This window comes from Pseudomonadales bacterium, from assembly GCA_041395945.1.
GTDB lineage: Bacteria > Pseudomonadota > Gammaproteobacteria > Pseudomonadales > Azotimanducaceae > SZUA-309.
In genome coordinates, this window is sequence record JAWKZN010000001.1 from 3,037,875 (window position 1) to 3,053,075 (window position 15,201).

General features: G+C 53.8%; 11 protein-coding genes. 4 read left to right on the forward strand and 7 right to left on the reverse strand.

Annotation, left to right across the window (positions count from 1 at the left end):
- Positions 1-13 precede the first annotated feature (13 nt).
- From R3E82_13925 to R3E82_13945, 5 genes are all read right to left on the reverse strand, one after another.
- On the reverse strand, positions 14-838 hold the full coding sequence (locus tag R3E82_13925; GenBank protein ID MEZ5551989.1) for an inositol monophosphatase family protein: 825 nt from the start codon (positions 836-838) through the stop codon (positions 14-16).
- Between the two features lie 431 nt (positions 839-1,269).
- On the reverse strand, positions 1,270-2,046 hold the full coding sequence (locus tag R3E82_13930; protein MEZ5551990.1) for a class I SAM-dependent methyltransferase: 777 nt from the start codon (positions 2,044-2,046) through the stop codon (positions 1,270-1,272).
- A gap of 13 nt (positions 2,047-2,059) precedes the next feature.
- Positions 2,060-4,345 (reverse strand): MMPL family transporter, encoded by a 2,286-nt coding sequence (locus R3E82_13935; protein MEZ5551991.1) that lies wholly within the window; start codon positions 4,343-4,345, stop codon positions 2,060-2,062.
- Positions 4,314-5,813 (reverse strand): GNAT family N-acetyltransferase, encoded by a 1,500-nt coding sequence (locus R3E82_13940; GenBank protein ID MEZ5551992.1) that lies wholly within the window; start codon positions 5,811-5,813, stop codon positions 4,314-4,316. The genes R3E82_13935 and R3E82_13940 overlap by 32 nt, the downstream gene beginning before the upstream one ends.
- Complete coding sequence (locus R3E82_13945; GenBank protein ID MEZ5551993.1) at positions 5,791-7,218, reverse strand: hypothetical protein; 1,428 nt, start codon at positions 7,216-7,218, stop codon at positions 5,791-5,793. The genes R3E82_13940 and R3E82_13945 overlap by 23 nt, the downstream gene beginning before the upstream one ends.
- Positions 7,219-7,648: 430 nt before the next feature.
- Here R3E82_13945 and R3E82_13950 point away from each other — a divergent pair, with 430 nt between their 5' ends.
- Entirely contained in the window at positions 7,649-8,893 is a 1,245-nt protein-coding gene (locus R3E82_13950) for a HAMP domain-containing sensor histidine kinase (GenBank protein MEZ5551994.1), read from the forward strand.
- Positions 8,894-8,929: 36 nt separating this feature from the next.
- Here the strand turns inward: R3E82_13950 and R3E82_13955 are convergent, their stop codons facing one another.
- Entirely contained in the window at positions 8,930-10,096 is a 1,167-nt protein-coding gene (locus tag R3E82_13955; GenBank protein MEZ5551995.1) for a serine hydrolase domain-containing protein, read from the reverse strand.
- A 41-nt stretch (positions 10,097-10,137) separates the two neighbouring features.
- Between R3E82_13955 and R3E82_13960 the strand changes: the two genes are divergently transcribed.
- On the forward strand, positions 10,138-11,481 hold the full coding sequence (locus tag R3E82_13960) for an MATE family efflux transporter (protein MEZ5551996.1): 1,344 nt from the start codon (positions 10,138-10,140) through the stop codon (positions 11,479-11,481).
- A gap of 104 nt (positions 11,482-11,585) precedes the next feature.
- Complete coding sequence (locus R3E82_13965; protein MEZ5551997.1) at positions 11,586-12,557, forward strand: quinone oxidoreductase; 972 nt, start codon at positions 11,586-11,588, stop codon at positions 12,555-12,557.
- 47 nt (positions 12,558-12,604) lie between these two features.
- Here R3E82_13965 and R3E82_13970 read toward each other — a convergent pair whose 3' ends face one another.
- Positions 12,605-13,624 carry an NADP-dependent oxidoreductase gene (locus R3E82_13970; GenBank protein ID MEZ5551998.1) on the reverse strand — a complete coding sequence of 340 codons (1,020 nt, stop codon included), beginning with the start codon at positions 13,622-13,624 and terminating at the stop codon, positions 12,605-12,607.
- Between the two features lie 101 nt (positions 13,625-13,725).
- Between R3E82_13970 and R3E82_13975 the strand changes: the two genes are divergently transcribed.
- Entirely contained in the window at positions 13,726-15,192 is a 1,467-nt protein-coding gene (locus tag R3E82_13975) for an amidase (GenBank protein ID MEZ5551999.1), read from the forward strand.
- The last annotated feature ends 9 nt before the right edge of the window (positions 15,193-15,201 follow it).

Here is a 15,201-nt window from a genome sequence, read left to right on the forward strand (position 1 = left end):
TCCGAAAGGGAACTCAGGCAGAGATCGCGGCGAGCGCAGACTCCAGCAGGGCGGGTGAGCCGGCTGCCAGCACCGTGCCACCCATACAGGCATCCCCGCCCTGGTAGGTGGACACAGCGCCTCCAGCACCTTCGATAATGGGAATCAGGGCCTGGATGTCATAGGGCTTCAGTTGGGCGTCGGTAGCGAGATCGATGTATCCCATAGCAAGCATCGCGTAGATGTAGCAATCGCCACCGTACCGGGTCACCTTGGAGCGCTTTTCGAGTGCTTTGAATCCGCTGAGATCCTCTTTCAAATCGAAAAGACGAGGGCTTGTGGTGGCCAGTACTGCGTCCTCCAGCCGGGCGCATTGCCTTGTCCGCAGAGGGCGGACTATGCCACCGCAACGGAACTCTGCCGAGCGACCGTCCCCGCAGAATACCTCCCGGGTGTAGGGCTGATACATCACGCCCAGCACCGGTCGCTGACCGTCAAACAGCGCCAGCAGCAGGCCCCAGTGCAATAACCCGGACATGAATGATCGAGTACCATCAACCGGATCGATTACCCAGGTCAAACCCTGACCAGGCCGATGACCGAATTCCTCGCCAAATATCCCATGAGTAGGAAACCGCTGCTCGATCTCACCCCGGATGATCTTCTCCGCCGCCGTATCGGCCTGGGTAACCGGGTCGAAGCGACCATCGGTCAGCTTGTTCTCGATCTCTACGGGTCCACGAAAAAACGGCAAGGTCGCTTCACCCGCCTTGACCGCGAGTGCCACCGCGAACTCAAGCAGATCCACCCGTTCCTGATCGTTTAATGGAAAAGTCTTTGTGTACTGGAAATCCGACACCACTATCGTCTGCCGCTGGATTGGCCGCAATCCTACTTCACCAGGCTAGTAGAAACATCAGCAGATCCCATCTGACAGGAAACATAATCGCCCAGATAGAATCGATGGGTTCAGTACAAGTCCTACCACTTCACCGCGGCAGTTCGGCATAACGACCGGGTCATCTGCTCAGGGGAGATCGGCGCAGATACCAAGAGCACTTCTGCCACTGCCAAATGAGCATTCAGAAGCGCCAGGGAGGAGATTGGTGTCGTACTCAAAGATGCAGGTAGCGGATACGAGGACATCATCGAATACACAGGCTTCATGTGGACCTCCAGGATTACCTGCGTGCATTCATGAAGGTCCAGGATGAGTTCGAGCGGAGCCCTGGCCAGAATGGACCGCTGCCGGATGCACCGGGTTGGCGATACCAGGGACTCGGGCGGTGTCTAGGGCGGGGTAGGAGCCTTCCGGCATACTGCCAAATCGCAATAGTCCCGATAACAAGGTCTAAGCTCTTCGACTAAGAAACCCGCTTCAGTCATCGCCTTACCAAATTCGTGGGTGCTGTGCAGCCAATATTTTCCGTCAGCCTGGTTTTTCTGACCTCTGTTATTCTGGCGAATCATCTCAGCGCTATTGGACAGAAATTTTGCACATTCGATGAAGCCATGTTCTTTTACCAGATTCTTCAGTATGTACCAGCTCCAGTCCCACATTCTATTACGACGACCAAAGTCGATTACAAAAAAGACACCGGATGGTTTCAACCATTTCCGCACTTTTGCTAGCACATCCGCCTGCGGTGATACTGCGTAAAGGGCGTTTACGCATACAACTAAATCAAACGTCTGGGGTGTAAAATCTACTTTATGGATATTTTCTTCGACAATAACAACATCAGAAATGCCATTCGCTACGTATTTCTCGCGTGCGATTTCATTCATCGGTCGATCGAAATCGACATGAACATACTTCGCCATTGGTCTGACTTTCGACAACGCTGTAATATAGTTCCCAGTACCTGCTCCTAAGTCACAGATTCGGGCATCATCTGGAATCGACCATTCCAGTACTCCTTTCCTCAACATCTCCACGTTTTCATGATAGCTAGGATTGTACTTCGCAAGGAGGTCGTACTGACTGGCATAAGCATCCCAGTCTATTCCAGTGGAACTATCTAATTCAGAGGGGTTCGGAAGATTCTCGACTTCACTTCTAATCAATGTAGATCTCCAACTACGGCGCTGGCTGTCCTGACCAAACTAGGAAGCGCGGCATAATCGAAATGTTGTACACGAGCGCCAAAACAATTACCAGCGCGGAACAAATACCGAATGTACTATTCATTCGAAAGCCTGAGAGCATGAGAACCGAAAACCCTCCTGCAAGTACAATCGACGTTGCCAAGACTGCCGCGCCTGTTCTATGTAAGCTATAGGCCGAAGCGCCGTGTGGAGACAGATCAAGATTTGCATAACCATCTCTATACCGATACAGCAGGTGGATTGCGTCATCGATCACTACACCGATCGTGACCGCAACCACCATCGTCGCAGCCATTCCGATCTCCCCTACAGTTGCTCCCCATATCCCAAATCCGGCAAGGACGGGAACAGCTATAGCAAGCAGAGACACCAACACAACTTTGGCGCTTCGATACACGACTCCTAAGGCAAATGAAGAAAACAGCAAACTGACGAATATTCCTGCTGACATTTCTCGAATAGATTCGCTGGACAGGTGAGCAGTTGGTATTCCTTCGCCTGTAATCTGGATTTCTAGTCCGTTTTTATTATTGGAATCAATCCATTTCCTAAGACTGGCCTCGAAATCTCGAATACCTCGCATCGCTGTATCACCAAATAGCACCGAAATTCGTAACTTGCGGAGATCAACATCGACAAAGTCCGCAGTGCTTTGACCTTTAGACAACGAGAGTTCGAACGAAAGAAAATACTGAGCGAGCTCTTCGGCGGTTAGTTTCGCCAAGTCCGACTGCCCTCCCAATACGCGAGCTGCTTCCTCCAGGACGTCAACCATCGATAAAACGTTGACCACCACAGATCTTGATTGAATTTCTCTCTCGAGATGTTCGACGAAACGAACAACGTCGGGAGAAAATATGCCGCCTGATACACCAGTATCAACAATCACCTCTGCGTGATACGGGCTCGATAAGCTAGCCGTAATTGCTTCTGTGTTCACCCTAAATGAATACGAAGGATCGAAATACCTGACAAAATCCTCGTCGATCTTAAGAAAAGGTAGACCAACGCAACACAGCGCGAGGAGAAGAGATGCCACAATCACACTATCTTCCCCAGCTTCAATCTTTCTAGCCCTCCAATTTAAAATCCTTTGAATCGCAACGATTGATCTCGAAGGCTCGATTCTGGTGACGAGTGAAAGAAGCGGGGGCGCAAAGGTCAAAAGAAGAAGAGTCCCAAAACCGACCCCCACTGCAGATAGAAGCCCTAGTTGCTGAACTGGAGGTGAAGAAACAAAGGTCAATGAAAGTAATCCTACAACGGAGGTTAGTCCAGATAGAACAACAGGCCAGAAGTTCGCCACGATGGCGCGACGAACCGCCTTGGATACATCTTCCCTTGTGTACGAATAATCGCGCGCAATGTATAGGAAGACGTGCATCGACGCAGCTGTAACAAGTGTGAAAATAACTAGAGGGACGGTTGCGGTCGCGGTATTTATGATGTGCCCAAACCATCCAGCGCAACCCAAAGTAAGCACGATTGAGAACAAACCCAATAGAACCATTATTAGCGAAAGTACGAAATTCCCTAGGAAAATCCACAATAAAAGGAAGAAGGCCAGAGTCGCAACTGGAACTAGTACCGAGAGATCACTGTTTGATGCATCCACGAATGCTTGCATCATTGGCACAGCGCCTGAATAGTGCAACGCTAGTTCTGGATAAGCCGAATTAAACGTTTCCGAAAGAAGTCGAGCCCCCATGTCCAGACGAGAAACGGCTTCCTGGTCCTTTAAATCAAATTCCACTGACGCAACTACAGCCAGTGTTCTGTAGTCTTCGCTAATGAATCGATTTATGAGATGGGGCTTTAAAACTTCATCTGCGCGGCTCTTGAGGCAGTTAGCACTTGGGCATAGAACCTCAAGCACGTTCGAAAGTACGATCTCATCCTCCGAATACTCTCCAAACGGATAGTTTTCAAGTGAGTCGACCCTAGACACCCCATGAATTTTCCACGCTTCATCTACTACCCATTCAACGGCAGTGACCAACTGAGGATCATCAAAGATCGTCGAGCTGGAAGTAATGCTGAAAATGATATTGGTGTTGGAAGAAAACGCAGACTCAAACGCTAGGAGCTCAGAGAACTCCTTATCGCTATTCGAGAAAAAGACGCGGTTGTTTGGATTAATGGTTAGATGTGTCGCCCCAAAAATCGAGACGCAGATCAGCAGCACCCAAATAAATAGAGGGACTAACTTCCGTCGATTAAGACTATCAACTAGCACTCCGACGGTTTGATCTAACATTCCTTCTCGGCTTCTTGATGTAGTAAAGGAGGTCCACAATCGGCGCGATCGCTTTATATACCAGCATCCTCACTTTATCCATCCCCGTCGGTCGAATAACGCTCTGTTCGACTAGCAAATTTGCAACCTGACGCCACACGACATTCCAATAAAACGGATTTACGTTTCGCCCGACTACCATATCCAATATGTTCACGATCATTACGTTCAGTACCCTATCTTCTTTCCAGATTGGCTCCGTGTGTCGTAATCCTGTTTGCCGGAATCCTAGTTTTTCATAAAATGGGATCATCTTATCCAGACACGAAAAAATTAACCAAGGGCGATCTGATTGGACTACGTTGTCACATATATGCCGGATGAGGGCCGCTAGAAGATCATTTCTCCGGAAGTCAGGGTGCGTGGCAACTCGAGAAATCTCGATAATTTGATCCCTCCTAGGAAGCTCTCTGGGCCAGGGCACATGGGCCTCATGCTCCATTGGTTGCTCCAATTCGTTGTAGCGGATCCTTGCTGTCGCAACCACCTTCCCTCGATACTTACCGATCACGATGCGTGCTCGCGCATCATTGATGTCGCCCATCTCCAACGACGTCACTTCTCTTTTTAGGTTTCCATCCAGTGTGTGAGCAAGGCGCCGCAACTCGAGCACTTCCAAATAGTCTTCTTCTTTTTTCAGATTATAGAAGTCAACACCTAAAGCCACAGACTTTGGAGCCATTCCTGCAACTCGAAGCGTTTCTAAAGAATCGACATTGCTGAACTGGATTAGATACTGACCTAGCGCTTGCTTGGCATGATCTGATAGCTCCACATACTTCGACCCGACAACCAGTCGATCTCTACCCCCAACAGAAGTAATTCCGACTCGAGTTAGTTCGATCCGAATATTTACAACACTCCCAAATGGGAATACTGCGGTAAGCGATAGACTCATCCCCGGAATCAGGAATTTATTCCTCAGACTACATACCAGCTGTAAACCTTCAGGTGATATATCTCTAATCTGGAAATAGATAAAGTCATCAAATCGACCGGGAGTGGGAGCCATACAAGTCGGGAAAAACTCATCACTACAAAGCCAACGAACCGCCTTTCGACGGTTTGATGAAGACGTATCTACAGGATCCCTCCTCGAGAGTCGAATCCCAACGATTTCTTGGCCTTGGTTGTTTTCAACAAGATCAACTACCAGACCCTGGAAAGTGGCTCTCTGTCCCGCTAACACGATCTCCAAATCTACGGGGTCGCCTTGTGAGAATCTGGTTTCCCCGTCGGGCTGAAGTAGCTCAATTCCCAGAGGACTCAATCGCCAGACCCGGGCCTGAGCGTAGTCGAGGTTTTCTGATGATCGCCTTCGAATTCGAGCCAAGATGCGGTCGTTCGAGCGAATGTCTGTGGGTCGTACTTCCGAGTGAATCTGACCAAAGTCCGAATCTTTCAAATCACGCGGCAAAAAGCCGATCACACCCCGTGACTCCATACCGTTCTGCTCTCTTCATCTGAAAGGCTGTCAATACAGCCTCGTAGTTCGCGTCTGTAGGCTTCAGCGAGTATATACTTCTCACCTCAGGGAAATCTCTGACCGCGGACTCAGCCAGATCTATCCGATTTTGAGCCACCAACGGCGCCAGTTCAATCAATAGCGCACTTGAACGCTCACAAAGCACAATATCGCCTGGCTTCAATTTGTTTGCCAAGGCCGGGGTTTTAGTTAGCTCATCAATCCTGCTCAAATAATTTACAGGAGAACCAAGCGCAGTGATTTCGATCGACGAATCTAATCCGCCCACATTCCCTACAAGAGCTTCGCCACAAGAAATCAGCACATAGCGTTTAATGGCGATACTGGAGGAGGTAGCATTCATATCTTGATTCAGTCTTGATATTTCAATCCCGCTAGCAATGGCGCTCAGCAAATTTTGTTCAATTCTAGAATCATCAAAGTACGCAAAAATCAGATCACCGATTTTTCGAGGTATACCCGCGTGCTTTTCGATCAACTCCGAGCAAGCTTTGACCTCTGGCAAAACACTTTGACCTACGAATTCATCGAGTGACTTGGAGTTCTCTGTAAAACCACGAATATCACTAAACAAACATGCCACGTCGACTTTTCTAGGTGCCAACACCTCAATCGAGGCTTCGAGCACAGTCATTCTTGCTTGCTCTACAAACTGCTCCATTCGTTGAGCAATGACTCGGGGTATGAATGATCTGATTCTTTCAGAGAACTCCATATTTAGTTCAATGATTTTCTTTTGTGCTGCAACATTTTCCTGATTAAGTAAAAACGTTTTTACTTCTGATAGGTAAGAAGAGCGCACAACAACGACGAACAACACTGCGACCAACGTACCTGTGTAGATATATGTCTCGGGAATACGTGCGTCGAGCAGAATTGGCGCCTGAGTCATCGCCGTAAAAATTACGAATAGCGCGCTGTTAAGAGCAGATAATCTAAGCGGGATCGCAGCCAATGCGATGAGAATATAGCAAAACACCCACGCTTCAAGCCCATGCCAAAGCGCGACGTATGCCTGAGATTGGCACCAGCACCAACAAGCGATCAACGCTGGAAGGCGATAGAATCTATACTTTGCGAGCGGCGACAGGTAGTACCCTAGAACAAGCAGCGCTAAACCTGCCATGGAAAGCCGGAATATAAGCCAACTCTCCAATGGCTCCAGCTGGTTTGGGACATCGTAGAAGAAATAGTGAGCGACATAGGTGACTGCGACCAAGGGGAAGAATCCTCTAGCGACCAGCAGAAATGACTCTCGGTCTTTCTCTTCCCAGAGACCCTTCCAAGGCGTTCCATCGATGAGAACCGAAGGAAATAGCCAAGCAATCATTGATTCAAACCACTTCATCTTCCCGAATAGGGACCGAACCGCTAGGTCCGCCCAGTCTCTGCTCCTTCATAGACTGTGATAGCCACTTACTGGCTCTACACCGAGTTTAGGCCGCCTTCGCTACCAATACGTGAACTCTGTCTCATTTCAGAATAATCTAAGCATCGTTGATTGCCACTAGGTCGTTGCGATTTCCTGATGGACGGCACACTAAGCCCGACAAAGAGTGGCTAATTTCCTACATACTTGCTTGCCCTCTGAAGAAATCCTATTAACTATTTTTCGGTCAAACGCAGTCGCAGTAGGCTTCCGCAAGTACCAATAGGACTGAAATATGGGGTGTCTGATATCCAGACATTGGCGCGCCAGCAGTTCGTTGCAAGAGGCAATCTCGCGATGTGCCAGATACTCAGAGGATCATTATTTCGCACTAGGATTAGCCGCTTGGGTGATCCCCCTCGCGGGTGTTGTTGACTACATCGTCGGCAACACCAGTTTCAACACGTTCTATATCCGACTATCTGCAGCGGTACTCGCGATACCATTACTGTTCTACAAATCCCTTCCTCCAAGATTCAGGAATTTCTTCCCATACTATTTCGTAGGAATCGCCGCCTATGCTTTACCATTTACGTATGGAATTATGCTAACCACCAACGCCGTGCTTGCGCCAGTTGATTTCGAAATCCATTTCATTTGGATTCTCCAATACTTCATCGCGTTGTTCCTGTTTATTCAACTAATTATCCACGGACCGCTCGCAACAGTCCTTTGGTTTATCACTAGCACGACCGCCCTGCTACCCATCGTCCTGGTAGATTCTCCAAATTTTCTCGAGCTAAAGAGAGTGCTTCTCTACCCTATCTCTGCCTACCTTACTGCGATATTTTTCGGAATTTTAACTAGCCGACACACAGATATTATCTACTTCGAGAAACTGAGAACTGCCGCTGCCATCGGCGCCAACCTGGCCCACGAACTCCGCACACCGCTCGCCAGTATCAGAAATCTTGCACAAGGTACCGACAACCTCCTTCCTACGTTGACTGACGCCTACAAAAAGGCAAAGGAAAACGGTATAGAAGTTGGGAATCTGAGATCGAGCCAGGTTGAAACGCTTTCGAATGTGCTGGAACGGATTCGGAACGAAGTCACTTACTCGAACACAATCATAGACATGCTGCTGCTGAACACAGCTGACAAATCTCTGACAGATGTTCAGACCGAAAAATTCTCTGTCAAAGGCTGTATTGAAGAGGCTATCTCCCGGTACCCATTCAACAACCAGGACGAGCGGAATCTAATTGAGTTCAGGTTGGAGCAGGATTTCGAAATTAACGCGCCGCGACTGCTGATCGTGCATGTCCTCTTCAATCTGATCAAGAACGCACTTCTTTACACCCAGAAAAGCGGCAAAGGCCGTGTTCTGATCTCGGCGCAACAGCGGGAAAGTAACAGCACAATTACCGTTCATGACAACGGGCCCGGCATTCCGCCACACGTTCGCGCGCACATTTTTGAACGTTTCTACACGACCACTACAACCGGGCAGGGTGCAGGAATCGGACTCAGCTTCTGTCGGATGGTAATGGATGCGATTGGTGGATCCATCGAATGCGACTCTGTGGAAGGCGAATACACTACCTTCACCCTCCATTTCAAAAACCCTCTGCAGACGCCGACTCAATCCTAGCTATCTGAGTCCAACCAACACGGATATCGTCGCCCGCTACAGGCAGGAATAAACAGCTTCTGCCGTTCGCATTGCCGATACATTTCCCGTGATCGCACCTTCCTGCATCTGATTCATCAGATAACAGAATCCGACCCCAGCCACTGGATCTCTGTAAGCCATCGATCCTCCAGCCCCCGCATGGCCGAAGGTTCCAGGGCGTACTCCAATAGGCGCCTGCGGGTCGTACACCATCAGCCCAAGTCCGAAACAGCTCACAGCCTTGAGAACAGCATCAGTGCCGAAGGAATGCACCCGCGTCGCCTCCGCCAGCAACTGAGCTGGCAGGATCTCATCCAGCGCCCCGAAGAGCCTGGCGAGACTTCGTGCAGTGCCGTGACCACTGATTGCCGGCTGTTCGAGGCGCCTGAATCGTTCTGTGTTCATGTATCCGGGGCCCAGCGCTGGATTCTGAAACGCGGCGCCTGTAGGAGTGTCCAGGTTCCTGAAATCCGCCAGCATTGCACGAGCCTCGGGGCTCAGCGGCGCCCCGCTGCCGGGTCGGATACGAGCCGGCAGCATGTCGGCGCATCGAGGCAGCTGCGCTTCCTGCAGACCCAGGTGTATGTCGAGACCGCGGGGACCGCTGATTCGATCCTGCAGCCACTCGGCAACCCTGCTGCCGGTCGCCCGCCTGAGCACCTCACCCAGCAGCCAGCCGAAGGTCCGGGCGTGATAGCCGTGCTTTTCCCCCGGTGACCACCAGGGTCGCTCTGCCGCCAGCCGCCGGGTCACGATCTCCCAATCGTAGAAATCCTCGGCATCCAGCGCCTCGTGGAAGCCCACCAGGCCTGCCTGATGGGTCAACAGGTGGCGAATCTGGATCCCGTCCTTACCTTCAGCCGCAAACTCAGGCCAGTAGCGTGCGACAGGCGCTTCCAGATCGATCAGTTCATCGGCAACGGCCTGCAGCACACAAAGCGCAGTGAGGGCCTTGGAGATGGAGAAAAAGCAGCAGAGCGTGTCCTGTTCCCAGGATTTCTGACCACGGCGATCCCGGGTTCCGGCCCACAGATCCACCACCAGACGGCCCTCCAGCACTACTGCCAGGGAAGCACCAGCTTCCTCACCGGACTCGAAGCCTGCACGAAGCGCATCGGCGACCGGTGCAAACCGCCGATCGACATCGCCATGGAGTTCAAGTTGAATAGCGCATCCCCCCACTCATCCAGGCACCGCGAACGAGTCGCGCAGCATAGCAGTAAATGTCCGCTCTCAATCTGACTCAGGGTTCCGTGCCCGGCTCTCTCTTTCGATTGACTGCACCCATGATGGTGGCGGTCTCCAGCAACATTCTGGTTTCGATGCTGGAGATGGGTTTCATCGGCCAGCTCAGCACAAAACATGTTGCCGCGATCACCTTCACTTTCCCCGTGGTGATGATTCTTTCGAGTATCGCGCTTGGTATCGGCATCGGCACCTCCTCCGTGATCGCGCGAAGTGTCGGAGCCGGAACCATCGACGAAGTGAAACGTCTGGGTACCCACAGCATTCTTCTGGTTGCGGGTTCGATGGCGATCCTGGCGGCGATCGGATGGCTTACAATCGATCCGCTCTTTACCGCACTCGGCGCCAGCGAAGAACTGCTGCCCCTCATCCACAGTTATCTCGACATCTACTATCCGAGCGTTCTGCTGTTCACTCTGACCATGGTCGCCGGCAACATCATGCGGGCCAATGGCAGTGCAACAATTCCCGGTGTTGTAATGACCCTCGGTGCGCTCCTCAATCTTGCGCTGGACCCGATTCTCATCTTCGGCTGGTTCGGTCTGCCTCGTCTGGAGCTTACCGGCGCAGCAATCGCATCCGCTGTTTCCCGTGTCATGACCGTTGGTGTGCTGCTCTACTACGTGGTGGGCGGCGGACTGATAAACACACGGGAAATCCTCAATGGGTTCGTTCGTTCCGCGCGCAGCATCCTCCACATTGGTCTTCCCGCCATGGCTACCCAGCTGATCAGCCCGGTGTCGGCTGCTGTGGTGACCAGACTGCTGGCCGGGCATGGTGAGGTGGTTGTCGCCGGGTTCGGGGTCGCCATACGGATCGAAGCTGTGGCGGTGATGCTGCTCTTCGCCCTCTCCGGAAGCATCGGTCCCTTTGTCGGTCAGAACTGGGGGGCCCGCCATCCCCAGCGGGTTCGCGACGGCGTTCGGGTGGCGTATCAGTTTTCCCTTGCCTGGGGACTGGTGGCTGCCGTAGCCCTCTTCTTCACCGGGGCTTTTTTCGCAGGGCTGGTGGATGACAATCCGTCCGTGATCAGCACCGCCGCGTTTTATCTCGCTGTGGTGCCCTGGACCTACGGTATCTGGGGGGTACTGATGATGTCGTCAGCTTCGTTCAATGCGCTGGGTAAGCCTCTGCCATCCACCGCTCTGTCTTTCTCGCGCATGTTTATCATCTACATCCCGATCGCCGTGCTCCTGAATGGACTCTGGGGATATCAGGGGATATTCATCGCTTCCGCGATCGGAAACGCTCTGACCGGTGCGCTGGGATATCTCTGGTTCAAGCGCAGCTATGCATCAGACCCGGTACCGCAGAATGCCTGAGGCTTCACAGGACGGCCGGATCCGGCCGCGGTTGCTGTTTCCTGCCCTACCCTCCGCGGATAGAATCAGTCCAATCCAATAAGAACAGTGTCGAGGAGAGGTTGATGGTTGGTGTGTATCGAATGCATGAGGCGGGTGCTCCGGAAGTCATGCGGTGGGAGGATGAAAACATCCCGGCTCCAACCGGATCCCAGGTGCGTATTCGTCATACTGCCATTGGACTGAACTACATCGACGTCTATCACCGGAGCGGCCTGTATCCTCTTCCTCTGCCCACCAGGCTCGGTGTCGAAGCCGCGGGTGTTGTCGAAGCCGTGGGCAGTGAGGTGCGGTCAATCAAGCCTGGAGATCGTGTCGCATTCGCTGGTGGCCTCGGCGCCTATGCGAAGGCCAGCCTCATGCCGGAAGGCAGACTGGTGCCGGTTCCGGATGAGGTGAGCGATGAAATCGCCGCTGCCAGCCTCCTGAAAGGTCTGACCAGCTGTTACCTGCTGACCCGCACCTATCCGGTTACCGCCGATCACTCGATTCTGGTGCACGCCGGTGCCGGGGGGGTCGGCCTGATTCTGTGCCAGTGGGCGCATGCCATTGGCGCGACGGTGATCGCCACCGTTGGCAGTGAGGAAAAAGCGGCCCTGGCTCGAGAAAACGGCGCAGATCACACGGTGCTGTACCGCAGGGAGGACGTTGCTGCGAGAGTGCGGGAATTGACAGGCGGTCGAGGTGTGAGTGTGGTGTACGACTCGGTGGGAAAAGACACTTTCGATGCGTCACTGCACAGTCTCGCTCCGCTGGGCATGTTCGTGAGCTACGGGAATTCTTCCGGTAATGCTCCGGACGTGCCACCTCACGAACTGCAGAATCGTGGCTCCCTGTTTTTTACCCGGCCATCACTCGCGCACTACTCAGCCAGCACCGGTGATCTCCTTTCGATGGCCGAGCAGTTCTTCGCCGTCGTCGCAGACGGCCGGGTGAAGATCCACATCAATCAGCGCTATCGACTGAGTGAACTTGTGCAGGCCCACAGGGATCTCGAGGCTCGCACCACCACCGGCTCGACCGTAATCCTGCCCTGAGGGATTCTGCCCAGGGCACTCATTCCGAGCGACCGCGTCTGTGAAGTTCAGACGGGATCGGCGATCTTCAGCAGCTGCTTGCCCTGGTTTTTTCCCGTGAACAGTCGATTGAGAGTGTTCGGAATGTTCTCGAACCCCTCCTGGATGTCTTCCAGATGCACAAGCTCGCCTTTGTTGATCCACTCCATGAGCGCGAGCGCGCCTTCGGCGAAGCGGCTTACATAGTCGATCACGATGAAGCCCTCCATGCGCGCCCGCATGAGGACGAGATTCATCAGATTGGTAGGGCCGGGTAGCGGCTCCGTGGCGTTGTATCCGGAAATTCCTCCGCACAGGACCACGCGCGCATGCATGTTGATGTGGTTCAAAGCCGCTTCCAGAATCTTCCCGCCCACGTTGTCGAAGAACACGTCGACCTTGTTCGGGCAGAGTTCTCCGATGCGTGCATCCACATTCTCCGACTTGTAGTCGATCACTTCATCGAACTTCGCGACCTCCTTCAGCCAGCGGCACTTCTGAGCGCCACCCGCGATTCCGATTACCCGGCAGCCTTTGATTCGCGCGATCTGACCTGCAACCGAGCCGGTGGCGCCTGCAGCACCGGACACGAGCACCGTTTCACCCACCTGCGGTCTGCCGAGATCCAGCAGGCCGAAGTACGCGGTAAGACCGGTGATTCCAAACACACCCAGCGCCTGCACCGGGGTGACCCCCGGCGGCAGTTTTGAAACGCCCAGGGCGCCAGGTGCCGCATCGGAAACCAGGAAGTCCTGCCAGCCGCCAGAGGTCTGCACCAGATCGCCTTTCGCAAAATCCGGATGCTTCGATTCCACCACCTGAGCGACCGACCCCGCCCGCATGACCTCACCGAGACCGACCGGCGGCAGGTAACTCTCCCGGTCCTCCATCCAGCCCCGCTGGGTGGGATCGAAAGAGAGGTACAGATTGCGCAGCAGCACCTGCCCTTCCCTGGGTTGAGGAATCGGTACTTCCCGATATTCGAAGTTCGCTTCACTGACTTCACCGAACGGCCGTCTGGCAAGCACCCACTGTCGATTGACGTTCATGCGTCGCCTCCTGAGAGGTTGAATAAAATCCTGCTTGGGGTCACAGTCGCAAGTTCTCGACGACCTGTCAAAGCGGCAAAAAAAAACACCGGGGGAATCCAATGTCCGAGCTTGCCTTTGCATCTGCGCTGGAGCTGGCTGAAAAAATCCGGCGTCGTGAGATCACCTGCGAATCACTCCTGGATCACTACCTCGAACGGGTCGACAAGTACAACGGCAAACTCAATGCCATCGTGGTCGATGTGCGTGACAGAGCTCTGGAGCAGGCACGTGCTGCAGATGCTGCGCTGAAGTCGGCGTCAAAAGGCGGCAGAGCCATCGGGCCCCTGCATGGCGTACCCATGACCATAAAGGAGTCCTACAACCTGGCCGGCACACCCACCACCTGGGGCAATCCGGACTGGCGGGACAACGTGCCGACCGAAGACGCCGAGTCGGTCAGGAAGCTCAAAGATGCGGGGGCCATCGTGTTCGGCAAGACCAACGTGCCCATTTCCCTGGCCGATTTTCAGAGCTACAACGATGTCTACGGCACCACCAACAACCCCTACGATCACAGCAGAATCCCCGGCGGTTCTTCCGGCGGCTCAGCGGCTGCACTGGCCGCGGGGCTGACCGGTCTGGAAGCCGGTTCGGATATTGGCGGCTCGATCCGCAATCCGGCCCACTTCTGCGGGGTATTCGGTCACAAGCCCACCCACAACCTCGTGTGGATGCGCGGCCATTCACCCCCGGGCGACATGCGCGGTACACCGGACATCTCTGTGATCGGACCGCTCGCCCGTTCAGCCGCCGACCTCGAGACCGTGTTGCGTCTGCTGGCTGGACCGGATCACATCGCCAGCCGCGGCTACAGGCTCAATCTGCCGGAGATGCCGGCGAAGGGGCTTCACGACCTCAGGATCGCGGTCTGGAAGGAAGACGAAATGTGCCCGGTCAGTGCGGAGGTTGCTGCCCGGGTGGATAAGGTAGCCGACGCCTGCCGGGCTGCCGGCGCCCGTGTAGACATGGATGCCCGTCCGGACTTCACCTCCACCCACAGCCACGAGGTCTATCAGAATCTGCTGCAGACGACGATGGCGTCGAGAATGCCGGATGAGAGCTACGAAAGCCTGAAGTCCTACGTGGCCACACTCTCACCCGACGACGACAGCTCGACCGCCCAGGTGCTGCGAGCCCAGGTCGCATCCTTCAAGGACTGGTCGCGCAACAACGAACTGCGCCACCATCTGCGCTGGAAGTGGCACGCGTTTTTCGACGACTACGATGTGGTGCTGACTCCCATCATGCCGACCGCCGCATTTCCCCATGACCACCGACCCTTCGGCGAACGCACGCTGCAGGTCGACAACGATACCCGCCCCTACTTCGAGCAGGTGTTCTGGGCCGGTCTGTCCGGGGTCAGTTACCTGCCCTCGACGGTGATCCCGACCGGGCTGAACGGCGCCGGCCTGCCCATCGGCGTGCAGTTCATCGGGCCGGAATTTGGCGATCTGATCACCATTGGTGTCGCCCGGGCTCTGGAAGCTGAAGGCTTCCGTTTCACGCCACCACCCGCTTACCTCTGAGCCGGTCAG

Bases quoted from the DNA above. Each gene is read 5' to 3' on its own strand.
- R3E82_13970 (MEZ5551998.1), bottom strand. From the start codon at position 13,624: ATGAACGTCAATCGACAGTGGGTGCTTGCCAGACGGCCGTTCGGTGAA.
- R3E82_13935 (MEZ5551991.1), bottom strand. From the start codon at position 4,345: ATGTTAGATCAAACCGTCGGAGTGCTAGTTGATAGTCTTAATCGACGG.
- R3E82_13965 (MEZ5551997.1), top strand. From the start codon at position 11,586: ATGGTTGGTGTGTATCGAATGCATGAGGCGGGTGCTCCGGAAGTCATG.
- R3E82_13975 (MEZ5551999.1), top strand. From the start codon at position 13,726: ATGTCCGAGCTTGCCTTTGCATCTGCGCTGGAGCTGGCTGAAAAAATC.
- R3E82_13960 (MEZ5551996.1), top strand. From the start codon at position 10,138: ATGTCCGCTCTCAATCTGACTCAGGGTTCCGTGCCCGGCTCTCTCTTT.
- R3E82_13945 (MEZ5551993.1), bottom strand. From the start codon at position 7,218: ATGAAGTGGTTTGAATCAATGATTGCTTGGCTATTTCCTTCGGTTCTC.